Origin of the sequence: Frankia sp. Allo2, assembly GCF_000733325.1 — a bacterium.
In the GTDB taxonomy this organism is placed as follows: domain Bacteria; phylum Actinomycetota; class Actinomycetes; order Frankiales; family Frankiaceae; genus Frankia; species Frankia casuarinae.
This window is the reverse complement of sequence record NZ_JPHT01000013.1, coordinates 67,106-89,857: the sequence shown is the minus strand read 5'-3', so window position 1 is coordinate 89,857 and position 22,752 is coordinate 67,106. Positions and strand designations below refer to the sequence as shown.

Sequence of the window (22,752 nt, the reverse complement as noted above, 5' to 3'; positions counted from 1 at the left end):
CCGCGGTGGAGGGGCTGTCGCATCCCTACAGCCGTCGAAGCGGCCAGAACGGTCACCGCCAGAACGGTCACCGTCAGGAGGCCGCCTGGCCGTCGGCCAGACCCGCGATGGCCGCGCTGACGGCGAGAATCCGGCGCGCGTTGTCGACGTGCAGGTTCTCGATCAGCCGGCCGTCGACGGTCGCCACTCCGCGGCCCTCGCGTAGCGCCTCCTCCCAGACCCGCACGATCTCCGCGGCCTGCGCGACCTGGGCCTCAGTGGGTGAGAACGTGCGGTTACACGTCTCGATCTGGTTGGGGTGGATAAGCGTCTTACCGTCGAAGCCCATCTCGCGGCCCTGGCGGCATTCCGCCGCGAAGCCGTCGGCGTCGCGGATGTCGTTGTAGACACCGTCGAGGATCACGGTTCCACTCGCGCGCGCGGCCAGCAGACACAGCCCCAGGCCGGTCAGCAGCGGGGCGCGGCCGGGCACGAATTCGGCACGCAGCTCGTTGGCCAGGTCGTTGGTGCCCATCACGAGGACGGTGAGCCGCGGCGACGCCTGGGCGATCTCCTGGGCGCGCAGGATGGCACCAGGTGTCTCCACCATCGCCCATATCATGGTGCGGTCCGGCGCGCCGGCCGCTTCGAGCCCTTTTTCGATCGCGTGGACGTCCGACGGCGACTCGACCTTCGGCACCACGACGGCGTCCGGGCCCACCCGTCCCGCGGCGCGCAGGTCGTCGGCATGCCAGGAGCTGCCGCGGGCGTTGACGCGAACCGTGACCTCCCGGTGGCCGTAGGCGGCATCGGCCACCGCCGCGCAGACCTGCTCCCGGGCGCGCTCCTTGGCGACGGGCGCCACCGCGTCCTCGAGGTCCAGGATGAGCGCGTCGGCCGGCAGATTCCTGGCCTTCTCCATGGCGCGCTCGTTGGCCCCGGGCATGTAGAGGACGGAACGCCGCGGACGGTACGCGGCGGGTGGGCGGCCCGCGGACGGGGAACCCGGGGAACCCGCGGCCGCGGTGCCGGTCATCGTGCCTCCGGCGCGGGTAGTCCGTAGGCCGCCGCGAGCTGCGCGTCCCGGGCGGCGAGGCGAGTGGCGAGAGTGAGGATGACCCGGCACTGCTTCACCGAGGCGTCGTCCTGCATCGTACCGTCCACCATCACGGCACCCGTTCCGTCGCCCATGGCCGCGACGACGCGCTTTGCCCACTCGACATCCGCGGGCTCGGGGCTGAAGACCTTCTTCGCGATGTCGATCTGAACGGGATGCAGTGACCACGCCCCGACACACCCGAGCAGGAACGCGTTGCGGAACTGGTCCTCGCAGGCGAGGACGTCGGCGATGTCACCGAACGGCCCGTAGTACGGCATGATCCCGTTCGCCGCGCAGGCGTCTACCATCCGGGCGAGCGTGTAGTGCCAGGGATCCTGCTGGAACGTGGCTCGGACAGCCGCCGGGTCGTCCGGCCGCGGATCCTGGCGTACCAGGTAGCCGGGGTGCCCACCGCCGACACGGGTTGTCTTCATCCGCCGGTCCGCCGCCAGGTCCGCCGGGCCGAGGGACAGACCCTGCATGCGGGGACTTGCCGCGCAGATCTCCTCGACGTTCGCGACCCCTCGCGCGGTCTCCAGAATCGCGTGGACAAGCACCGGCCGGGACAGGCCGGCCTTCGCCTCCAACTGGGCGAGGAGGCGGTCCACATAGTGGATGTCCTCCGCCCCCTGGACCTTGGGCACCATCACCACGTCGAGATTCTCGCCGATGGCGGGCACGAGCGTGAGCAGGTCGTCGAGCCCCCAGGGTGAGTCGAGGCTGTTCAGGCGGATCCAGAACTGCGTCTCACCGAAGTCCGCGCCGTCGACGATCTTTATCAGGTTCTCCCTGGCAACGATCTTGTTGTCCGCTCGGACCCCGTCCTCGAGGTTCCCGAGCAGCACGTCGACCCGGGGGATGATCTGCGGCAGCTTCGCCGCCATCTTCTCGTTGCTCGGGTCGAAGAAGTGAATCATCCGGGACGGCCGCCACGGGATCTCGCGAGGCGGGGGTGGCGCCCCCACGGCGAGGGGAGCGAAGAAATCCTTGGCGCTGCGCATGTGAAATCTCCCGGGAAGGAACCCTGGCCGGTGCCGGGTGACCGGCTCCCGGCGACCAGCGCGACACTCAGCGTCGACGACGCCCGACTCCGCCGGACTGTATCAGTTTGATGTCCGACACGCTCCCCTGATCATCTCCCGCCCGATCGCGACCGTCGAGGTCATGGTCCAGTCGGCAGGCATTCTCTGCGATCCGGGCGCTCTATTTCTGTTCCATGAGTTCCGCATAAACCACTGCGACAGGAGAATTCCCCGTCGCCATTCCGTCCAGGTCCGCAGTCTGGCTTTCTCCGTGCGGACGTCTTACCCACACCGTCGGCGTTCGGTGCCTGTTCACGAGCAGCCCCCTCAACCAGCCTCCCCTCAACCAGCCCGATCGGAGACATCGTCTGCGCCCGATACGAAGGGGCATGATGACCTCTGCCATCCCCGGTCCGGCCCGGGCGTCGGCGTTCGCGCTGTTCTCGTCGTCCGCGGGTGCCGGGCTGGCCGGCGGCCCGTCCTCGCCGGTGTCCTGCTCGACCACTTCTGGTGGGACTCGATATTCCTGGTGAACGTGCTGCTCGGCCTGCTCGGAGTCGCGGGCGGCCACGTAAACCGGCGCCGATGGCTATGATCGCCAGAAAGTCCAGGATGCGGGAAGCACAGTCCACAGGCTGGAACGCCGCTGTACGGCCGTCCCGGCGGTTGGCGGCGAGTGGTCGTGTACGTCGGGGAGAACCCGGAGAAGGAGTTCGAGGAGCCGCCATGACCAACGCCGCTCCACCCGCCGCTGCGGTGCCCGGTCTCGCCGCCCGAGCCGGCGCCGTGCGCACCTCGCCAGTGCGGGAGATCCTCGCGCTGACCGCCCACCCGGAGGTGATCTCCTTCGCCGGCGGTCTACCCGCTCCCGAGCTCTTCGACGCCGACGGAATCCGGCGCGCCTACGACCGGGTGCTCACCGAGGAGCCGCGGCGCGTGCTGCAGTACTCCGCCACGGAGGGCGACCCGGACCTGCGCCAGACGGTCGCGGAACGCCTGGCGCGCCGCGGCCTGCCCACCCGAGCGGACGACCTGCTGATCACGACGGGCTCGCAGCAGGCCCTGACGCTGCTGTCGGCGACGCTCGTGGAGCCGGGTGACGCGGTCCTCGTGGAGGATCCGACCTATCTGGCTGCCCTGCAGTGCCTCGGCCTCGCGGGTGCCCGGGTGGTGCCCGTCCCCACCGACGAGCACGGGATCCTCCCCGACCGGTTGGCGGAGACGGTGGCCCGCGAGCGTCCCAGACTGCTCTACCTGGTGCCGACCTTCCAGAACCCCACCGGTCGGACGCTGTCCGCGGCGCGCCGCGCGGCCGTCGCCCGGGTGGCCGCGGAGCAGGGCCTGTGGATCGTCGAGGACGACCCCTACGGTGAGCTGCGCTTCCAGGGCACGCGGGAGCCGTGGATCGCGTCGTTCGCCGACGCCGCCGACCGCACCGTCCTGCTCGGCAGCTTCTCCAAGATCATAGCCCCAGGGATGCGACTGGGCTGGCTGCGGGCCCCGGCCATGCTGCGGCGGGCCTGCGTGATCGCCAAGCAGGCCGCGGACCTGCACACCTCCACGGTCGATCAGGCCGCCGCCGCCCGGTATCTGGCCGACGCCGACCCCGACCTGCACATTGCTCGGATGTGCGCCGCCTACCGCGAACGCCGCGACGCGCTCCTCGACGGGCTCGCCTGGGCGCTGCCGCCCGGGAGCAGCTGGAACCGGCCCGAGGGCGGCATGTTCGTCTGGGCCCGCCTCCCCGATGGTCACGACGCCACCGCCCTGCTGCCCGGCGTGGTGGAGCACGACGTGGCCTACGTTCCCGGTGCTCNTTTTTTCGCGGGGCCGCCGGNCCCCGCGACGCTGCGCCTGTCCTTCNCCNCGCNCCCGCCGGTGGAGATCACGAAGGGGTTGACGCGGCTGGCACGGGCGTTCGGAGTATGACCGTCATCCCTGACCGGGTGCCGGTGCCGGCCCGACACGAGCCGGCGGAGATCGACGAAACGGCGGGGACCGACGAAACGATAGAGACCGCCGCAAAGGCGCTTAGGCGAACACGTCCTGTAGCCAGTCGGTCCAGGCCTGGGTGGTCTTCGCCTGGTCGGCGCCGGGGGCGAACAGGTGCAGGGCGATGCCGATCGGGGCGCCGAAGGCGTTGCGGCCGAAGAAGCGGTACAGCCCGTCGCCGGTCCGCAGGCCGAGGAAGTGGGGATGCAGGTAGTCGACCACGGCGTCCAGCGGGTCGATGCCCGGGAGGGTGACGCGCACCGCGTCGCCCTGGCCGACCTCGTCGGCGACGCCGAGCTCGCGGCGCAGCCGGACGAACGCGTCCGGCGCGGTCGAGGACGCCGGCGCGTCGGCCGCGACGTAGGTCACCGGCCGGCGACTGAAGTACCGCAGGTACTGGCCGAGCGTGTGCAGGTAGAAGTCGGTGTGCTGGCTGGCGCCGTCGTACTGGTTCTCCCAGTCGTCGACGAAGATCCCGCTGTGGACGTAGCGGAAGGAGGTCGTGCCGCCGTCCCGGCCCTCGATCACATGTTCCAGCTGGTTGAACCAGCCATCCGCACCCTCCACCCGGGTGACGAGGTGGTGCGGCGGATCCCAGACGGTGACCGTGCCCCCGAAGGGCGCGGCGCCACCCTGGCGGGGCTCGAACTCCATCGGCCACAGCCATCCGCCGTTACCGGTGGTCACGGCGTCCCAGTACTCCTCCGGGGAGGTGGGCAGCACGCCCTCGCGGCGGATCTCGAACCCACGGGACATCTCTAGTTCTCCTTGGTTGCGGTGGGGCCATCGGTTCCGGTGGGACCGGCTGCGCTGGTAAGGCCGGCTGCGCTGGTGGGACCGTCGATGCCAGTGGGACCGGCGGTGCCGAGGCCGAGGATGCCCTCTCCCNCCTCGGATCCCGCATTGGACCCGACAGCCACCCGCTCGGGCCGCGTGACGCTCGGGTGCAGGGCGACGACGAAACGGTGGGAGCGCCCGCCCGCAGCGGTGGTGTCGTGGTACCTGCCGACGAGGGCGGCAACCGTCTCCCCGAGCTCCGCGGCGAACGCGGCGCGGTCCGCGGCGGAGGCGAACCGGATCTCGCTGTCGATCGCGAACGTCGCCAGCCGCTGCCGGGCGGCGGTGGCACCGGTGAGGAGGTCGCCGATCTCCCGCACCAGCCGGGCACCGAGCGCGAGCAGCCATCGGGCAGAGCGCTGATCCGGCGACCGGCCGGGATCCGGGGCGACCGCCGGCAACGCGGTCGGCGAGATCACATAGGAGGCCGCCGTCGCCCGTAATACGCGCTCGGTGCAGTTGCCCCTTCTGCGTTCCTCGACGAGTTCGACCAGCCCGTGACGCTCCAGGGCCCGCAGGTGGTAATTGACCCGCTGACGTGACAGCCCCACGGGAGTGGCCAGGGTGCTGGCCGAACCCGGCTCCGCGAGCGCGGCCAGCAACCTCGCCCGGACCGGGTCGAGCGCGGCCCCCGCGGCGGCCGGGTCATCGATCACTGCGACCTCCAACATGCGCCTCATCGTCCTGCCGAAAATTTTCCTTGTCAAGGAGGACAATCATGTCGGAGCAGATCCGGAGCAGATCCGGAGCAGATCCGGAGCAGGCCCGAAGCAGATCCGGAGCAGGCCCGAAGCAGGCCCGAAGCAGGTACGGAACGACCGTCGCGCCCCTCCGCGAGTCATCGCCCGAATGGCGGGGCGTAGGTTCGTCCTGAAATGCCACCCGGGCTCGCGGAGGTCGGGACAGCCCCGTCTCGGGCCTGAAGCCCGTCCGTGCGGGCCAGGACCAGTCCAGCCCGCGGTCACGAGAGACAGGACGCAAGAACCGATGTCGACCTTCGGGCCGGACTCCTCCGTACCATCCACGCCACCATCCACGCCCCACCCGACCGGACTACCGGACGGGCGCGACGGCCGCCCGTCGACGTCGGCGGAAAACCGGCCCGCGCCGCGGCGCGCCCGGCCGGCCCCGCGCCGGCTGCGGGTCGTCCGCGTCACCCCGCTCACCGGGGACATGGTGACGGTGACGCTCGGTGGGCCGGCGCTGGCCGGATTCGCGCTGCCCCGGGCCGCGCAGCACGTGAAGATCTTCCTGCCGGCCGACGGGCAGACCGAACCGACCGTTCCGAGCTGGGGGCCGGACGGACGACCCGTCTTCCCGGCGGGTACGCCCCGCCCGATCGTGCGGACCTACACCCCGCGCCGGTTCGACGCTGAGGCCCTCGAACTGGACATCGAGATGCTCCTGCACGGCGAGGGTCCGGCCGGGCGGTGGGCGGGTACCGCTCGGCCCGGTGACCATCTCGCCATCGCCGGACCGGGGGGTGGATACGAGGTGCGGACGTCGGCCGCGCATCACCTGCTCGCCGCCGACGAGACCGGCCTGCCCGCGCTGGCGACGGTGCTGGAACGGCTGCCCGCTCGGGTACCGGTGACCGTGGTGGCGGAGGTTCGCGACGCCGGCCGCCGACGGGCTCTCCCGGTCACCCCCGCGACGACCGTCACCTGGCTGCACCGTGACGGCGGGGTTCCCGGCACGCTGCTGGCCGAGGCCGTCGAGGCCGTACCCCTGCCCGCCGGCACCGCGGCCTGGGTGGCCTGCGAGGCCACGGCGGTACGCCGGATCCGCCGTCACCTGCTCGCCGCGGGGCTGGACCGCGCCGACCTGTCGACCCGCGGCTACTGGCGGCTGGGTGCGGCGGACCATCCCGATCATGACTACGGGGAGGGCGAGGCGGCGGATGTCACCCGTGGCGGCGAGGGACGGATCGATCGGCTGCGCCGCACCCTCGGGCCGCTGAAGCAGCGTGCCGAAACCACCGCGCGCGGCCTCGGGGCGACCGTGAAGGCCCGCGCCGTCGAGCGCCGGCGGTGACCGGGTCGGCACCGGCTTCGACCACCCGATCCTCGACCACCCGATCGTGGGCGCGGCATTTCGGTGGGACGCGTCCCAGGGCCCTCGCCCGCCAAACTCGCTCTCCAAACAACCCGTAGCCGATGCAACCGGGCTCCGTCACGGCGGACAACCCGACCGCATGGCAGGCTGGTCGCGTACCAGCGCACACCGCCCGACCACGGGGATCCACCGCGCCACGGCATTCCGACAAGCCGTCGCACGGACAAGGCGACGAACGGACCGGACGACGGCGGCTCGGGGACGACCCGTCGGGGAATGACGGCACGGTGGCGGGTGGACCCGGTACGCGAATGGTGCCCGTTGGCGAAGAGGGGCCATGACGGAGGACAGCGCGAGACCCGTTGCCGGGCCTCCCATCGTCGGGGAATCCGGGTCGGTGAATCTGCCGGCTCCCCGGGTGACCGCGCTACCCCGGCGGTTCCCGGCGCCCGGCGCCCACCGTGATCCGCTCCGGCTCCCACACCTGGTCGGCCCGCCCCCCGGTTCGACCCCGCCCCTCCTGGACGCGCCCAGCGTTCCCACGGGCCTTCGGGAGTGCGCCGGGTGCGGCGCGCCCGTGGCCCGGCCGGGCCACGACGAGCAGGACGAGCAGGACGAGAGCGTCGCCCTGGAAGGCAGCTGCGCGGGATGCGGCCACCGCTACTCGTTCACCGTCAAGCTGCGACCGGGCGAACGGGTCGGCCGCTACACCGTGCACGGCGTCATCGCGCACGGTGGGCTCGGCTGGGTGTATGCCGCGACCGACGACAACCTCGGCGGCGACGGCGTGCGGGCCTGGGTGGTGCTCAAGGGCCTGCTCGACGCGGCGAACCCGGAGGCGCGTCGGATCGCCGAGGGAGAGCGGCGCATTCTGACCACGGTGTCCCATCCGGGCATCGTCAAGATCCTCGACTATGTCACCCACCATGGCGAGGACTACATCGTCATGGAGTACGTGCCGGGGGTGTCCCTGGCCGGCCTGGCCGAGGTCGGGGTGGCGGGACCGGACGGGCGGTCGGCTCCGCCGTCGGCCGCCGACGTGATCCGCTACCTGCTGCGGGTGCTTCCGGCCCTCGGGCATCTGCATCGCCTCGGGCTGGTCTACTGCGACCTGAAACCGGAAAACGTGATGGTCACCGCCGAGGACGTCAAACTGATCGACCTCGGCGGGGCGCGCCGGCTCGACGACCGCGTGTCGGGATACCTGTCCACGCCCGGCTACCGGGCCCCCGAACTCGACGACGACGGGGAACGCCCGGCGGGCATCGCGCGCACCGCGCCCACGGTCACCACCGACATCTTCGCCGTCGCCCGGACCCTGGCCCGTCTCGTCCTCGGCCGGTTCCCGGGCTTCCTCGGCGCCTACCGGCACGCCCTGCCGCCGCGCCGGGCCCATGCCCCGTTGCGGGACTTCGAATCCCTGGACCGGCTCCTGCGCCGAGCCACCGCGACCGATCCCGACCAGCGCTTCCAGAGCACCACGGAGCTCGCCGACGAACTGGTGGGGGTGCTCTACGAGATCGTGGCCAGAACGGAGGGGCCGGTCCCCCCGTTGGCCAGCCGGTGGTTCGACGCCGTCGGGCACCCCACCGGGGAGGCGGGGCCCGCCGGGACCCCCGCATGGTGGGAGGTCCTCCCCGATCTGCGGATCGACCAGGACGATCCATGGGCGCCCGGACTGACCGCCGGTTCGGACGAGGAACCGGCCTCCCTGGCCACCCGGCTGGCGGCGATCGTCCCGAGGACCACCGAGGTGCGGCTGTCCCTGGCCCGCGCCCAGATCCGGGCCGGGCAGCTCCATGAGGCGGCGGGCACCCTGGACGACGCGGCCGTGGAGCAGCCGCGGGAATGGCGGGNCGACTGGTACCNGGGCCTACATGCCCTCGTCGGAGGACGACCGGCCGTGGCCGCCGCGGCGTTCGACCGGGTCTACTCCCGGGTCCCCGGGGAGCTCGCTCCGCGCCTCGCCCTCGCGACCGCACTCGCGGACGTGGCGACCACCGCGGACACCGCGGACACCGCGGACACCGCGGACACCGCGCCTGAACGTGACGCGGCCCGGCACCGGGCCGCGGCCCTGTTCGACGTCGTCTCCACCATCGATCCGAGCACGACCAGCGCGGCGTTCGGGCTGGCCCGATGCCGGACCGATCCGACTGACAAGATCGACGCTTATCTACGGGTCCCTCCGTCGTCCGCCGCCTACACCGCGTCGCGGATCCGCATGATCGGGGTGCTCGTCGGCCTGGCCGCCCGACCAGACCGCGCGGCCTCGGGATCGGCGGCCCTGCATCGGGCGGCGACGATACTGGCCGATCCAAGGCTCGACCTGGGCGAACGACGCCGGGCCGAACTGCACCGTGACCTGTTCACCGCCGCCTTGGCCCTCGTCATGACCTACCCGGCCGCCTACCCGGCCGCGGATGCGCCCCGGCCACCGACCCTGCTCAGTCGGGTCATGGTGGAACGGGACCTCCGCTTCGGGCTGGCCGAGACCTACCGGGAGATGGCCCGGTTGGCCGGTGACCGGGCGAGCCGGGTCCGCCTCGTCGACCAGGCGAACCGCATCCGGCCCCGCACGCTGCTCTGACGGTGGCTTCCTTGCTCATAGGCACTGAGCTGTGGAGCTCGGCGATATCACCTCCGAAGGTATCCAGCGAACCCTGGCCACCAACCATCTCGCGCCGTACCTGCTGCTGCGCTCGCTGATCGGCCCCATGAGTGACCGGCCAGCGCGCTTCGTCGTGGTCGGCGGCTCACCGGCTCCCGCATCACGGTGAACGGCGCTCATCCGGGCATTATCAGCAAGACGGACTCGGCCGAGATTCCCGCGGCGCACTGCGGGTGTTCAGCGCGATGCTCGATCCGTTCAGGCCTGGCCCCGACGTCGGTGCCGATACGCCGGCATGGCTCGCGACCAGTCCCGAAATCAATGGTGTCAGCGGGCGTTTCTTCGTCCGGCACGAGACGGTCATAACCGCATCGCACACCACCGACGTCGCGCGCTGCAACCAGCTCTGGGACGCCGGCGCACGGCTTGTCGGTCTACCGTCCGAACTGTGACAACCATCGGGGCTCGGGCACCAGGGCTCGGGTGCGCGTCATTCATCATGAATCACCGGTTTCGATCTCGTGGCTCGCCCGGCCCGCCAGCTCACGGCCCGGTCAGGGACGGCCACCGTCGAGCAGCGGGGGGCGGCCGGGTACGCGTAGGCCCGGTCGCAGCCACTCGTCATACAGGCGGGACCAGGTTCCGTCGAGCATGATCTCGCGAAGCACGCCGTTGACGAACGCGACGAACTCGTCGTCTCCCGCCGTGTCCCCGGTGATCGGCATGGCGATACCGTAGGGCTCGTCGAGCCGGCCGCCGGCTTCGAAGTCCGCGCCGAAGGCGCTCGGCCCGAGCACCGTCGTGTAGGGGTCCTGGGCGGCCAGTCCGGCGAGGAGGACATCGTCGCCGGCGATCGCGTCGACGTCACCGTGCTGGAGCGCGACCAGGCAGTCCGCGAGGCGGGCCCGGGTCACCGGTCGGGGTCCCGGCGCCGGCAGCCGCGCCAGCTTCTCGCTGGACGTGCTCCCCGCCGACGAGCAGACCGGCCGTCCGACGAGATCGGCGATACCGCGGAACCCGGCGTTCTCCCGAACCAGCAACCGCAGGGTCGACTCGTAGTACACGTCGGAGAACCGGACCTGCCGCTTGCGCTCGCAGGTGATGGTCATGGTAGCCACGAGCATGTCGACCATGCCGGAACGGAGCAGGTCCTCCCGCTCGGAGGTGGTGACGGCACGGAACTGGACATGATCGTCGACCCGCTCGGCGCCGAAGATGGCCGCTGCGACCGCGCGGGCTATGCCGACGTCGAAACCCTCCAGTCGCAGGGTGCGCCAGTTCATCAACCCGGCCGGGGGCGCGTCGGTAGCGATGCCCACGCGCAGGTAGCCGCGGTCCCGCGCGATCGCGCGCATGCGGCTGCCCACCGGCATCCGGCCGGGGGGAGGCATCGGGGTGAGGGGTGGTTCGCTCGACCGGAGCGGTCTGCCATCCCGGCGACAGGTTCCATCCGGGTTGGCCGATTCCGCCGACGCCCGCGTGGGCTCGGCGTCCGGCACCGGTGATGGCGGCATCGGGGCGGCCTCCAGCGGAAGGGGGCTACGGGCGGTACTGCAGCCCGTACCGCCCACGAGGACCATGCAGCCAACGAGGATCCCCCCAAGCAGCGGGCCCACTGCCCCCGTCGGGATGGAAGGGTGCCGGCGGGTGGTCCGCCCGGTCCGGCGCCCGGTCCGACCGGGCGGGCTCACAGGTACTCCCGGAGCCGGGGCCACATCCCCGCCGCGGCCGCGACGATCGCGGTGAGGACAAGCGCCGGGCCGGCCAGCTCGAGATCGCGCAACGCCGCGGCGGCCCGGCGGACATCTCCTTCGAACCTGCCCCGGGCGGCGTCGATCGCGACGTCGAGCTTGCCGAGGAAGCTGGTGAACGCCGTCGTGCCCGGCCCGAGGGTCCGGGTCACCGCCTGTCCGAACGTGTCGGAGGAACGCGGGTCCCCGACGGAGGAGCCGGCGTCTCCCGGTCCTCGCGCGGCCGCGACGACCGAGTCCGGTGACGAGGCCAGCAGAGCCACCACCGAGGCCCGGCTACGCAGCCAGGAGCGCAGATCGCTCTCGAGTCCCGCCGGTATCCCGGCCCCCCCGCGCGCGTCGAGGGCGACGACGAGTGAACCACGACGGGTGACCGGTTCGGGCGGTAGGCGGTCACCGGTCACGTCGAAGCCGAGGCCTCGGGTCACCCAGGCGAAGTGCTCGTCGAAACGGGTGCCGTTGCCGAGCGCCGTCAGCGAGAGGTTCTCATCGACCCGTGCCTCCAGAGCCAGGGTCTTCGATCGGGCGAGCAGGCTCATCGGTCGATACCCGGAGTCCTGCGCGGTGTCAAGACGGGTCTGCTGGGTCCCGAAGGCGACCGCGGTCCAGGTGACCGTGGCCAGGATGCACCCGGTGCCGAGCAGCAGGCCCGGGTTGACCAGTCGGTTCGTGCGTCGGACCAGAAGCAGCTGGACGCCGACGAGCGCGATGATCGCGAGGGCGGCCGTGATCACGATCGCCCATTCCCCCCGTGAGCCGGTGGCCTGCTGGTAGGCGGTGTCCACCGCGTCGGCGTACCGGGCGACGAGCACCTCGGTCGCCGGAAGGATCTCCGTGCGCATCATCGTCGAGGCGGCCCGCAGGTTGGCCTCGCCGACGGACAGCCCCGCCCGGTTGTTCGCCCGGGCCCGTTCGACCATCCCGTTGTAGACGGGAATGCCGCCGGCAAGCACGTCCAGGGGGCACGACGAGGCGATCCGCCCGGACGACGGCCGGGTCCCTGCGCCGTCGGGTCCGGGTGGCGGCGCCGCGGGGTCGGACCAGGGCGGGTCCGCGGCGCACAGGGCCGGGTCTAGTCGGCGCAGGTCCAGGACGTCACGGGCGGCATCGGCGACACTCGCCTCGAACAGCCCACCGTTCTTGATCCGATCATAGCGCTGCCGCAGCTCGGCGGCGGACTCTCCCCTGCCGACGAGAAGCTCGACGGGCGCGAAGACCTCCGCCGCCGCGGCGGCATCCGCCTGGGAGAGGGCGGCCCGCAGCTCCTGAGCCGTGGCGAGCGCTCGGCCGTGCCGACTCACCAGGCCGTCGGTCGCGTCCAGCCGATGAGTGACCACTCCGTGCAGCGTCAACCCGAACAACGCGAGCGCGACCACGAGAAACGCCAGCAGCCCGACGAGCCGGACACCCGCGTCGCATCGCGCCGCGATGCCCAGCACGGCCCGCGCGAGCCGCGTGCCCCACCGCGCTCGCGGGCCGCCCGGGCCACCGGGCTCCCCACCGCCACGGCGACGACGCGCGGTCGCTCGGCGACCGGCCGGGGAGGCTCCCCCACTCTGCGTGGGCGGCAGCGACGTTACAGCCGTCACAGCAACTAAGCGTACGCGCTTCACCCCGATCCGATTACTCTAAGCAACGACGAGGGGCTCGTATCGCCGGAACCGGCGGGAACGTTCCTCGGCGCGCAGCAGGTCCAGCCAGCGAGCCTGCATAGCCGCCAGGCTGCCCGCCGCACCGATCCGCACCGATCCGCACCGGGGTCTCGCAGCTGTGGATCAACCCACCCGCCCCGCTCGACCAGCGTCGTCAGTCGGCGCGCGACGGGCAGCCGACGCATGACGACCATGTGATCACGCAGGAGGCCGGCCTCGTCGCGGACGTCCGCGACGGCGAGGTACACGTCCGGCGCCAGCCGCCGGTTGAGGGCCACCTCGGTCTGGCAGGCGTCTTCCCGTGCCTGTCGCCGTCGCAGGTCCACGGATCCGACCACGACGGGTTTGGGCATCTTCAGGACCCGCGGGGGTCCGGCGGCGGTGTCGTCAGCAGTGCCCTGCCGGGACGGACCAGCCGATCCGCCGGATGTCACGCCCGGCTGGCCGTTCGGCCCTTACCGAGTGGGCCGAACGGCCATGCCGAGTATGCGGGCGGCGACGATCACGACCCGCTGCCCTCCCCGGGCCGGCAGACCCGCCGGGGTCAGGCCTCGCGGAGGGACTCCAGGAAGAGCAGGGTCCGCGCGGCGACGCTGCGACGCCCCGGACCCGTCAGCACGTCGTGGCCGCCCGGGACGACCACGAGCTCCGCCCGGGACGCGGTGCGCGTCGTCATCCGGATCAGGGGTAGCGGGCTGACCTCGTCCTGCGCACCGTGGATGAGCAGGATCGGGAGGTCGGGCAGGGCACGCGGCAACGGTTCCTCGATGGCCACCCCCGCGACGGGAACCTGCAGGAGCGGCAGGCCGACCATGATCACACCGTCGGGACGTACCGCGGGGGAGGCGGCCATCGCCAGCGCCGCGAGGGCCCCCGTGTCGGAACCGAGGAGGACGAACGGGACACCCGGCACCCGGTTCTCGGCCACCGCGGGCACCCGGCGGCCACCGTCGGGAACGACGGTCACCAGGTAGCCGTCCAGCGCGAGCCGATCGGCGAGAAGGTGGAACGGGCCGGCCTGCTCACCGCGCCCGAGCAGCACCGCGACCACGGCACGCACGTATTCCCCGGGTGCCCCTCCGGAGGCGGGAGAGGCCGCCGGGAGCCGACGCGTCGACGGAACCGGGGTCGCGGCCGGGACGGCGGTGGACGCCGGAGAGACGATCGACGCCGGAGAGACGATGGGTGCGATGGGTGTCGCGGCCGGCCTGCCTGCGGTCGGCACGACGGAGTTGCCCCGCTGCGGACCGACGATGGTGCGGGCGCGGGACTGCCTGCCCGCCGCGGACGAGGTGGGCGAGGTGGGCGAGGCCATCCGTGGATCATCGACGGACAACTGAGTGGTCGGCGACGGCATCGGCGCCAGATCTCCTTCGGACGAAACGGATCGTCGCGGCAGACGGGCCGGACGTGCCGCGTGCGCGGCGTCGAGGTGACATCAATCGTTGATCTCGCCTCGGAGACTCGGTGAGGGTTTGAGGACGCGGAGAAGGCTTGAGGACGCGGAGAAGGCTTGAGGACGCGGTGAAAGCTCGCGGACGCGGAGAAGGCTTGAAGAGTGGGAGAGGGAAGGTGTCCGGCCCGCCGATGATCGGTCCGACGGCCCGGCGACCGGAGGGACACGCGGCTGCCGCACGTCGCCTGCCGGCGAACGTCAGGAGCTCATCGGGCTGCGGAGGATGCCGAACCGCTGGCCGCCCGCGGCCGGGACGGATCGCTCGGCTCGGGACCGCCGGCAGGCTCGGGACCGCCGGCAGATCAGCGACAACGTCGCCAGGACGACGGCGACGGAAGGATCTCGGACTGGCGTCGATCGGGCCGGAGCACGTCCACGAACATGTCTACTACCCTGCGTAGCGGGAAGGGAAGCCGTCAAGCCGTTCACGGTGTGTCGTACATCACTCCACGACACGCCGACCAGACGCTGACGTGACGTCGACCGAAAGGTGTCCGGTCGGCCGGACCGGCGGCAAGGTCAGCTGGGAAGCCGGCCGCGAAGCCGGTGACCGGACCTCGTGGCCCCCGCCCCGAAACACCGGAAAACGACGACAAGGGCACCGCCGGAGGCGCTGCCCTTGTCATGATCCGTACACATTTTTCGCGCACGTTTGATGATCAACTATCTCGGCTCTCCGGGCACGGTCCTGTGCCTCGGGGAACCAGCCCGCACGGTCAGGCCGCCGCCGCGCCCTTGGCCTTCACGAAACGGGCGGCCACGTCGGCCCAGTTGACGACGTTCCACAGGGCCGCCACGTAGTCGACCTTGACGTTCTTGTACTGCAGGTACCAGGCATGCTCCCAGGCGTCGAACACGAGCAGCGGGGTGTTGCCCACGCCGACGTTGCCCTGGTGGTCGTACACCTGCTCGATGAGCAGACGTTGCGCGGTGGCGTCGTAGGCCAGGACGCCCCACCCGGAACCCTGCACCGTGGTGGTCACCGCGTTCAGTTGCGCCTTGAAGGCGTCGAAGGAACCGAAGTCGGCGGCGATGGCCTCACCGAGCGCACCGTCCGGCTTGTCCCCGCCGTCCGGCGAGAGGTTCTCCCAGTAGATCGAGTGGAGAATATGCCCGGAAAGGTTGAAGGCGAGCGTCTTCTCCAGGCCCACGATGGCACCGAAGTCGCCCTTGTCGCGCGCCTCGGCGATCTTCTCAAGGGTGTCATTGGCACCCTTGACGTAGGTCGCGTGGTGCTTGTCGTGGTGCAGTTCGACTATCTGCCCGATAATGGACGGTTCCAGAGCACCGTAGTCGTAGTTCAGGTCCGGCAGCGTGTACGTCGCCACTAGCGCACGATCCTTTCCATTCATAAGGAATTCATCCGAGGAGTCCCCGCGTGGAGCTCTCGGAGGTCAGATGGGCGGTGCGGTGGAGCCGGCGGCCACCCGGGGCGGAGGAGGCGGACAGAACCTGGCGATGCTCATCGGCTCGCCCCTCCCCTCTCCCGCGGCACCGCCTCAACGGCACCCTGTGGACGGTCGGCTTCGCTGCTGCGATCCTCCGCGCGATCCCCCCGACTGGACACTATCGCCAGTCGGATGGGTCCTGCATGGCGAGACCCGACACCATGACACTCAAAGGATCGGCCCGTTCACATCGCCAACAACGGTGCGTAACGACGAGGAAACGAAAACGGGATTACTCCGCCATTCATCGCCACCATCCACTACCTTCCGCTACTCCTCATGGATCTGTTGGGCGAGGTAATGGGCCGCACCAAGCTGGGAGATCAGCTCCAGCTGGGCGTCGAGCCAGTCGATGTGCTCCTCCTCGGAGACGAGGATCCGCTCGAGGAGCACGGCCGATCCGACGTCGCCCCGCTCCCGGCAGAGTGCGACCCCCCGGCGCAGCAGGTCAACCGCCTCAAACTCCCCGGACCGGTCCACCTCGAGCTGCTCGGGCACCGTCTCCCCGATACGCAGCGTGTGCAGACGCTGCAAGTTCGGCAGACCGCCGAGATACAGCACCCGCTCGATGAGCTGATCCGCGTGCTTCATCTCGTCGATCGACTCGTGATAATAGTGCTCGGCGATCCGTCGATATCCCCAGTTACGTTGCATACGACTGTGCAGAAAATACTGGTTGACGGTCGTGAGCTCGTTCGTCAGCACGCTGTTCAGAAGTTCGATGATTTCCGCGTCACCACGCGTCACCATATAACCTCCACCTCCCGTCGGGCATCGCCGGCCGGACGTCGTTCGTCATCACACCGAGGGAGTGCCCCGTCCCACGCCGCTTGATCGACCCGTCGTGGCGCCTCAACCAGCGGCGATGACCTCCGACGGTCCGCGCGAGCCGACGGGCGGAACCTCCAGCGGACAGCACATCACACGGATACGGATTTCGCAGCGAACCTGAACCCGGACCCCTCACATCCGCATGAACGTAAGTGCAGGTAAGTTTTACTGTAGGATAGAAATCCCGCACAGAGGAAGCGTGCGGGCAGCGTGCGACGAACCGTCATAATCATGGCGTTATTCCCCCGCAGCGACTTCGCCCGACCAGACGAGCCCCTGCCGGCACGCTGCCGGCAGTCGGTTCAGTGCCGGTCGGTGCCGGTCCCGGCGGCCGGCGTCTCACCACATTGGACGACGACGAATCCCCCCCGACCGGAGTACTCGATCTGCGCGAGCTCCCCCGAACTACGCCCCACGAGGTTGCCTATCTTGAACGAGGAGACCACCCGGGTACGCACGCCCGCCGTCCAGGCGACCGCGGCATCCCGGTCGACGCAGACCGGCTCGTCCGTCGACAACACCAGGGGAGCGCCCAGGCACAGCACGGCGACGCCGCCGCTGCCGGAAACCTCGGTGTTGAAGATCCCACCGGCGATCATGGCGCCGATGCCGCCGGACGTCGTGGTGACCTTGTAGCGGATGCCGGACTCCAGCGCGAGCAGACTGCGGCCGTTGACCGTCAGGCTGTCGTTGTCGAGCGTGAAGACCGAGATGTGGCTTCCGGACTCGGCGAACCAGACGGTTCCGTGGCCGGCCACCCTCATCAGGTCCTGGCCCTCACCAGTCACCGCCCGCCGCAGGAATCCACCGACTCCCTGGCCCTTGTAGGCGAAGTCGACGCGGCCGCGATAGGCCACCATGGATCCCTGCTTGGCGTACATCTCGCCGCCGTCGAGGCGTACCCGCAGCATGCGATCGCCCTCTTCCAGGGCGAACGGGGGGCCCGCGGCGGGGCCCCCCGCGAAGGTGGCGAGTGGCTGGCTCATGGCCTCCATTCAACGCCCATCCATACCCGTTCGGGCCACACCGGTAGGAATACCGACGGGAATAAGGCGGGTAGACCGGCAGCCGCCCGTCAGGACCGGCACCCGTCCGTCAGAGCAGCATCAGCAGCATCGCGCCGGCCATGACCAGCCGGGACGCGGCCGATGTCGCCGGCGGCGGGNGGGTCACCCAGCCCGGCCTGACCCTGCGGACCAGCGGGCCACCGACAGCAGCCACCACCGCCGCAGCGAAGATCACCGCGAACCAGTCGGTCAGATTCGTCAGACCGGTCGAATCATCGACCGGCCACCTGCCCGCCCGGGCCATGCACGCCATCGCCAAGCCCTCGATGACGAGCATCGAGCAACAGGACCACCGCGACGGCTCGCAGGTCGGGTCCGTCAGGACAAGGAGGAAGAAGACGCCGGCCAGCGCCAGATAGGCGACGGCGAACACCACCGACGACGTCATCCAGCGTGGGCCGACGAACATGACGGCCATTCCCGCGGCCACCACCGTGTGCCCGATCTCGACCGGTGGGTACACGGCCCTCCGCCGGGCTCGCGCAAGCGCGCCGGCAAGACGTCCGGCGTGGAACATCGCCAGCAACGCGCAGACGGCCGCGGCAACGACGGCCACCGCCTGCGGTGGGGCCAGTGCGTGCGCCGCTGCCGGGTGGTGGTGTGTCACCGATCCGACGGCCCCCGCCGACCCCACCCGGTGACACCCCGATCCGCGGGCTCCCGTCCAGTTACGGCACGTCGCACGTCAGCTCACGCCCAGGGCAAGTTCGGCATCGACCAGTGCGGTGATGCTGCCGGCACGGGCCTCGTCGATGATGGCCTGGAGCTGTTCGACGCTCATCTGGATCCGCTGGCCGAAGTCGTCGGTCAGCACGATGCGCCGCTCCGCCGGAGCTTCGTGGTCGACGAAGAGCTCCGGGCAACCACAGTTGCATTTTCCGCAGAAGGTCAAAATGTGACGCCCATGAGTAGATCCGGACATGTCGCCTCCCGGGGTAGCGGACCAATCAGGAATATCAGTCTAAGATCCTCTCAGGGAAACGTCTGCGCGTTTACCGGATTCCGGGGGCACGGACACGGGGCGCAGTCAGGGGGCACGGTCAGGGGCCGGGGGACCCCCGGCGGAGTCGTCCGGCAGCCCACCCACGCCACCGCCGCCGGACGCGCCACCGCCGGACGCGCCAAAGGCCCCGGGCCCCATGTGGGGATACACGTGGTCGGCAGGCGGAGCGAGATTCTCCTTGATCACCCGTGGGCTGACCCAGCGCAGCAGGTTCTGCGCGGAACCGGCCTTGTCGTTGGTACCGGAACGGCGAGCGCCGCCGAACGGCTGCCTGCCGACCACGGCCCCGGTCGGCTTGTCATTGACGTAGAAGTTGCCGGCCGCGAAGCGCAGCACGTGTTCGGCGCGAGCGATCGCCGAGCGGTCGGTCGCGACGACGGCACCGGTGAGCGCGTAGGACGAGGTCCGATCGATCAGTGTCAGCACGTCGTCCCAGGCACCTGGCCGGTTGTCGTCGTAGACGTGAACCGACAGGATCGGGCCGAACAGCTCGCGGGTGAACCACTCCCGCCCGGGATCGGTGCCGAGCAGCACCGTCGGCCGGACGAACCAGCCGACAGCGTCATCGCACTGTGCCCCGGCGAGAACGGTGACGGTCGAATCGCTGGCAGCGCGGGTGCACGCGGCGGCCAGGCGATCGTAGGCGCGCGCGTCGATGACCGCACCGGTGAAATGGTCGAAGTCGCTGACGTCCCCCACCGACAGTGCCTCGGTCGCGGCGGCGAGTTCGGCGTCCAGGCGCCGCCACAGGCTTGCGGGCAGGTACGCCCGGGAGGCCGCCGAGCATTTCTGGCCGCTGTACTCGAAGGACCCCCGCAGCAGCGCGGTACGCAGCACGTCGACGTCGGCCGAGGGATGCGCCACCACGAAGTCCTTGCCACCGGTCTCCCCGACGATCCGCGGATAGGAACGGTAGCCGTCCAGATTCTCGCCGACCGCCCGCCACAGCCGGGCGAAGACGGCGGGAGAACCGGTGAAATGAACGCCGGCCAGATCCGGGTCGGAGAACACCACGTCGCTGACCGGTTCACCCGAACCGCCGACGAGGTTGATGACGCCGGGCGGCAACCCCGCCGATTCCAGCAGCCGCATCAGGAAATGTGCGGCGAACGCCTGCGTGGGAGCCGGCTTCCAGACGACAGTGTTCCCCATCAACGCCGGCGCGGTCGCCAGGTTCCCGGCGATGGCGGTGAAGTTGAACGGACTGACCGCGTAGACGAATCCCTCCAGTGGACGCAGATCCAGCCGGTTCCATTCCCCGATCCCGCTGGCCGGCACGTCGGCCAGCAACTCGGCGGCGAACATCACGTTGAACCGCCAGAAGTCGATCAGCTCGCAGGCGGCGTCGATCTCCGCCTGTTGGCAGGTCTTCGACTGGCCCAGCATGGTGGCCGCGTTCAGCGTGTCCCGCCACGGGCCGGCGAGCGCCTCCGCGGCGCGCAGGAGCACCGCGGCCCGTCCCGCGAAACCCAGATCCCGCCAGCCGGGGGCGGCCTTCTTCGCCGCGGCGACCGCCGCGGCCGCGTCCGCGTGGGTGCTCTCTCGCAGCGTTCCGAGCACCCGCCGGTATGCATGAGGCTGCACGACGTCGCGGGCCGGGCCGCCGCCGAGATGCTGGTGTCCCCCGATCGTGTTAGTCAGCTCGATGTGCTCACCGCCCAGCCGGAGCAGGGCCCGCCGCAGACTGGCACGTTCCGGGCTACCCGGGGCGTAGGAACGGGTCGGTTCGTTACGCGCGACCGGAACCGTCACCGGTCCGGTCGCCACGCGCTCTGCTTCGTCCCGTCGCACGCTCCGTCCCCCGTCCAACCAGCCCGCGTCCCAGGCCCGCCCATAATCCCAGGCCCGCCGCGTCCCAGGCCCGCCGCGTCCCAGGCCCGCCCATAATCCCAGGCCCGCCGCGTCTCAGGCCCGACTCCGGAGCGCGCGGGCGGCAAGCAGCAGGTTCGTGGGTCTCTCCACCAGCCGCCGGGTCAGGTACGGCACGCAGTCCGCCCCGTAGGGCACATACCCCCGCCCCGTGGCCCCGGTCGACGCCAACCGCCGCTGCTCGCCCGGGCGTACCCCGTACAGCAACTGGTATTCGAAGGTCGCGGGCAGGCGTCCCACGTGCTCGGCGAACCGGCCGGCGAGGTTCAGGAGGGCGGGATCGTGAGTGGCAATCATGGGATAGCCCGATCCGGTGAGCAGGATTCCCAGACAGCGGGCGTACGCGGCGGCGACGGCCGGACGTCCCTGGTAGGCCACGGCGGACGGTTCGCGGTAGGCGCCCTTGCACAGCCGCACCCGTGACCCGGCGGTGGCGAGGTCACGGCAGTCCGTCTCGGTGCGCAGAAGCTGCGCCTGCAGGACGGCGCCGACGAAGGGGAAGTCGCGACGCAGCTCCACCAGGGTGTCCAACGTCGAGTCCGTGGTGGTGTGATCCTCCATGTCCAGGGTGACCGTCGCGTTCGCCGCCGCTGCCCGCGCGCAGAGCTCGGCGGCGTTCTCGTATGACAGCTTGCGGCCGTCGCGGGGCACGGCCTGACCGAGCGCGGACAGCTTCACCGAGACGTCGAGACCGGCGGCGATCCCCGCGCGGTCGGCGAGGTCGAGCAGCCCGAGGTAGGCCAGCAGAGTGTCGGCCGCGTCCTGCGCACGGGTGATGTCCTCACCGAGCAGATCCACTGTCGCCAGGAGGCCGAGGTCGGCAAGTCCGGCTACCGCGGCGATCGCGTCCGTATCGGACGGGCCGGCGACGAAGCGATCGATGATCCCCCGGGCGAGGGGGGTACGTGTGACGAGCGCGCGGGTGAGCGGATGGCGGGACACGGGAGGCATCAGCTTTTGGATCATATCGATCGTCCCTCTGAGGCGACGTGACAGAATGAGCGCGATCCGAAGCTTCACGTAAGCTCAATGCTCTGTCCAGCCCAGCGGCGCGGAATGCCGCGCCGTCTCAGAGCGCGCCGTCTCAGAGCGCGCCGTCTCAGAGCGCGCCGTCTCAGAGCGCGCCGTCTCAGAGCGCGCCGTCTCAGAGCGCGCCGTCTCAGAGCGCGCCGTCTCAGAGCGCGCCGTCTCAGATGCGACGCAGGCCGGCGAGTACCCGGTCGAGCAACTCGAGCTGCGGGGCTCCCGTCGGCATGGTGAGCTGGGAGATCTCTACCAGGCGGTCCGCCGCCGCGTCGGCGACGAGCACGCGGACGACGCCCACGGGCAAACGCAGCTCGGCCGCGATCTCGATCACCGACTGAGGCTGCACGCACATCGCGACGATCGACTTCTGTTCGAGAAGCAGGACGGACAGCCGCCCGCGGCCGAGCGGTGTCGTGGTCACCATGGCCTCGAGCGCCAGCAGACGGGACGGGCGCGCCCGGCCGCGGGTCGCCGTGTACGGCCGCACAAGCTCGCCCGACGGCTCCACCGCGTCCCCGTTCACGTGATCACCTGATCACCTGGTCATAGGGGTATGGGGTCATGGGGGATGTCACCTGGTGGACACCTGGTCACACACTTTCGCGGCGGGCCGGGGTGAGCGCCTCCCGGGTCCGGGCGACGAGCACCGTCATCTCGTACCCTACGAGCCCGATATCGCAGGTGTTGGTGGCGAGCACGGCCAGATAGGACCCCTCCCCGACTGCCATGAGCAGCAGCGAGCCCTGGGCCATCTCGACGATGGTCTGGGTGACGTGGCCGCCGTCCACGAAGTCGGCGGCGGCCAGGGTCAGGCTGAACAGACCGGACGCGAGAGAACCCAGCCGTTCCGCCCGCTCCCGCGGGAGACCAGTGCAGACGGCGAGGAGATGCCCGTCCGAGGACGCGACGATCGCATTGGCCACGCCGGGCACGAAGTCGACGAAGTTGTTGACGAGCCAGTCGAGCGAGGGATGCTCGGGATCCGCGCGGGTCACGCGTCCTCCAGACTATGCGAATCAGACGGTGCGAATCAGACGGTGTGGTGTCCGCGCGC

General features: G+C 70.7%; 23 protein-coding genes. 6 read left to right on the top strand and 17 right to left on the bottom strand.

Going from position 1 to position 22,752, the window contains the following annotated elements; genetic code table 11:
• Positions 1–73: 73 nt before the first annotated feature.
• Entirely contained in the window at positions 74–1,015 is a 942-nt protein-coding gene (locus tag ALLO2_RS11490) for a CoA ester lyase (protein ID WP_011437191.1), read from the bottom strand.
• Complete coding sequence (locus ALLO2_RS11485; protein ID WP_011437192.1) at positions 1,012–2,079, bottom strand: CoA ester lyase; 1,068 nt, start codon at positions 2,077–2,079, stop codon at positions 1,012–1,014. The genes ALLO2_RS11490 and ALLO2_RS11485 overlap by 4 nt, the downstream gene beginning before the upstream one ends.
• A gap of 747 nt (positions 2,080–2,826) precedes the next feature.
• Between ALLO2_RS11485 and ALLO2_RS11480 the strand changes: the two genes are divergently transcribed.
• On the top strand, positions 2,827–4,029 hold the full coding sequence (locus ALLO2_RS11480) for a PLP-dependent aminotransferase family protein (RefSeq protein WP_035731892.1): 1,203 nt from the start codon (positions 2,827–2,829) through the stop codon (positions 4,027–4,029).
• 102 nt (positions 4,030–4,131) lie between these two features.
• On the opposite strand, the gene ALLO2_RS11475 is transcribed toward ALLO2_RS11480, so the two are convergent.
• Together ALLO2_RS11475 and ALLO2_RS11470 are read right to left on the bottom strand one after the other, a co-directional pair.
• Positions 4,132–4,848 carry an SRPBCC domain-containing protein gene (locus tag ALLO2_RS11475; protein ID WP_011437195.1) on the bottom strand — a complete coding sequence of 239 codons (717 nt, stop codon included), beginning with the start codon at positions 4,846–4,848 and terminating at the stop codon, positions 4,132–4,134.
• Between the two features lie 2 nt (positions 4,849–4,850).
• A complete protein-coding gene (locus ALLO2_RS11470) occupies positions 4,851–5,600 on the bottom strand; it encodes a helix-turn-helix domain-containing protein (protein ID WP_035731889.1) in 750 nt (249 codons plus the stop codon).
• A 316-nt stretch (positions 5,601–5,916) separates the two neighbouring features.
• On the opposite strand from ALLO2_RS11470, the gene ALLO2_RS11465 reads away from it, so the two are divergent.
• The 4 genes from ALLO2_RS11465 to ALLO2_RS11455 all read left to right on the top strand — a co-directional run bounded on the left by ALLO2_RS11465 (position 5,917) and on the right by ALLO2_RS11455 (position 10,047).
• A complete protein-coding gene (locus ALLO2_RS11465; RefSeq protein WP_011437197.1) occupies positions 5,917–6,963 on the top strand; it encodes a siderophore-interacting protein in 1,047 nt (348 codons plus the stop codon).
• 358 nt (positions 6,964–7,321) lie between these two features.
• Positions 7,322–9,574: a serine/threonine-protein kinase gene (locus tag ALLO2_RS11460; protein ID WP_232235039.1), complete on the top strand. Its 2,253-nt coding sequence runs from the start codon at positions 7,322–7,324 to the stop codon at positions 9,572–9,574.
• Between the two features lie 31 nt (positions 9,575–9,605).
• Positions 9,606–9,764, top strand: coding sequence for a hypothetical protein (locus tag ALLO2_RS25575; RefSeq protein WP_023840756.1), 159 nt, complete (start codon positions 9,606–9,608; stop codon positions 9,762–9,764).
• A gap of 76 nt (positions 9,765–9,840) precedes the next feature.
• A complete protein-coding gene (locus ALLO2_RS11455) occupies positions 9,841–10,047 on the top strand; it encodes a hypothetical protein (protein ID WP_023840757.1) in 207 nt (68 codons plus the stop codon).
• Between the two features lie 102 nt (positions 10,048–10,149).
• On the opposite strand, the gene ALLO2_RS11450 is transcribed toward ALLO2_RS11455, so the two are convergent.
• The 4 genes from ALLO2_RS11450 to ALLO2_RS11435 all read right to left on the bottom strand — a co-directional run bounded on the left by ALLO2_RS11450 (position 10,150) and on the right by ALLO2_RS11435 (position 14,058).
• The gene (locus ALLO2_RS11450) at positions 10,150–10,950 is read right to left on the bottom strand and encodes a glutamate ABC transporter substrate-binding protein (RefSeq protein ID WP_232235038.1); all 801 of its coding nucleotides are present in this window, start codon (positions 10,948–10,950) and stop codon (positions 10,150–10,152) included.
• Between the two features lie 332 nt (positions 10,951–11,282).
• A complete protein-coding gene (locus ALLO2_RS11445; RefSeq protein WP_232235037.1) occupies positions 11,283–12,935 on the bottom strand; it encodes a hypothetical protein in 1,653 nt (550 codons plus the stop codon).
• Between the two features lie 20 nt (positions 12,936–12,955).
• Positions 12,956–13,351 carry a hypothetical protein gene (locus tag ALLO2_RS28220; RefSeq protein ID WP_011437202.1) on the bottom strand — a complete coding sequence of 132 codons (396 nt, stop codon included), beginning with the start codon at positions 13,349–13,351 and terminating at the stop codon, positions 12,956–12,958.
• A 191-nt stretch (positions 13,352–13,542) separates the two neighbouring features.
• A complete protein-coding gene (locus ALLO2_RS11435; protein WP_049760943.1) occupies positions 13,543–14,058 on the bottom strand; it encodes an alpha/beta hydrolase in 516 nt (171 codons plus the stop codon).
• Positions 14,059–14,143: 85 nt separating this feature from the next.
• Here ALLO2_RS11435 and ALLO2_RS25565 point away from each other — a divergent pair, with 85 nt between their 5' ends.
• Positions 14,144–14,338 (top strand): hypothetical protein, encoded by a 195-nt coding sequence (locus ALLO2_RS25565; RefSeq protein ID WP_070982736.1) that lies wholly within the window; start codon positions 14,144–14,146, stop codon positions 14,336–14,338.
• A gap of 832 nt (positions 14,339–15,170) precedes the next feature.
• Here ALLO2_RS25565 and ALLO2_RS11430 read toward each other — a convergent pair.
• From ALLO2_RS11430 to ALLO2_RS11390, 9 genes are all read right to left on the bottom strand, one after another.
• The gene (locus ALLO2_RS11430; protein ID WP_011437204.1) at positions 15,171–15,782 is read right to left on the bottom strand and encodes a superoxide dismutase; all 612 of its coding nucleotides are present in this window, start codon (positions 15,780–15,782) and stop codon (positions 15,171–15,173) included.
• A 390-nt stretch (positions 15,783–16,172) separates the two neighbouring features.
• Positions 16,173–16,652: a bacterioferritin gene (gene bfr, locus ALLO2_RS11425; RefSeq protein ID WP_011437205.1), complete on the bottom strand. Its 480-nt coding sequence runs from the start codon at positions 16,650–16,652 to the stop codon at positions 16,173–16,175.
• A 383-nt stretch (positions 16,653–17,035) separates the two neighbouring features.
• Complete coding sequence (locus ALLO2_RS11420) at positions 17,036–17,728, bottom strand: AIM24 family protein (protein WP_011437206.1); 693 nt, start codon at positions 17,726–17,728, stop codon at positions 17,036–17,038.
• Between the two features lie 100 nt (positions 17,729–17,828).
• Entirely contained in the window at positions 17,829–18,407 is a 579-nt protein-coding gene (locus tag ALLO2_RS11415; RefSeq protein WP_232235036.1) for a DUF5134 domain-containing protein, read from the bottom strand.
• A 78-nt stretch (positions 18,408–18,485) separates the two neighbouring features.
• On the bottom strand, positions 18,486–18,722 hold the full coding sequence (locus ALLO2_RS28215) for a hypothetical protein (RefSeq protein ID WP_011437208.1): 237 nt from the start codon (positions 18,720–18,722) through the stop codon (positions 18,486–18,488).
• Positions 18,723–18,827: 105 nt separating this feature from the next.
• Positions 18,828–20,570, bottom strand: a complete 1,743-nt coding sequence (gene pruA, locus ALLO2_RS11405; protein WP_200923100.1) for an L-glutamate gamma-semialdehyde dehydrogenase — start codon at positions 20,568–20,570, stop codon at positions 18,828–18,830.
• A gap of 138 nt (positions 20,571–20,708) precedes the next feature.
• Positions 20,709–21,638, bottom strand: a complete 930-nt coding sequence (locus ALLO2_RS11400) for a proline dehydrogenase family protein (RefSeq protein WP_035731866.1) — start codon at positions 21,636–21,638, stop codon at positions 20,709–20,711.
• Between the two features lie 223 nt (positions 21,639–21,861).
• Complete coding sequence (locus tag ALLO2_RS11395) at positions 21,862–22,221, bottom strand: DUF742 domain-containing protein (RefSeq protein WP_011437211.1); 360 nt, start codon at positions 22,219–22,221, stop codon at positions 21,862–21,864.
• Positions 22,222–22,288: 67 nt separating this feature from the next.
• Positions 22,289–22,693 (bottom strand): roadblock/LC7 domain-containing protein, encoded by a 405-nt coding sequence (locus ALLO2_RS11390; protein WP_011437212.1) that lies wholly within the window; start codon positions 22,691–22,693, stop codon positions 22,289–22,291.
• Positions 22,694–22,752: the final 59 nt, after the last annotated feature.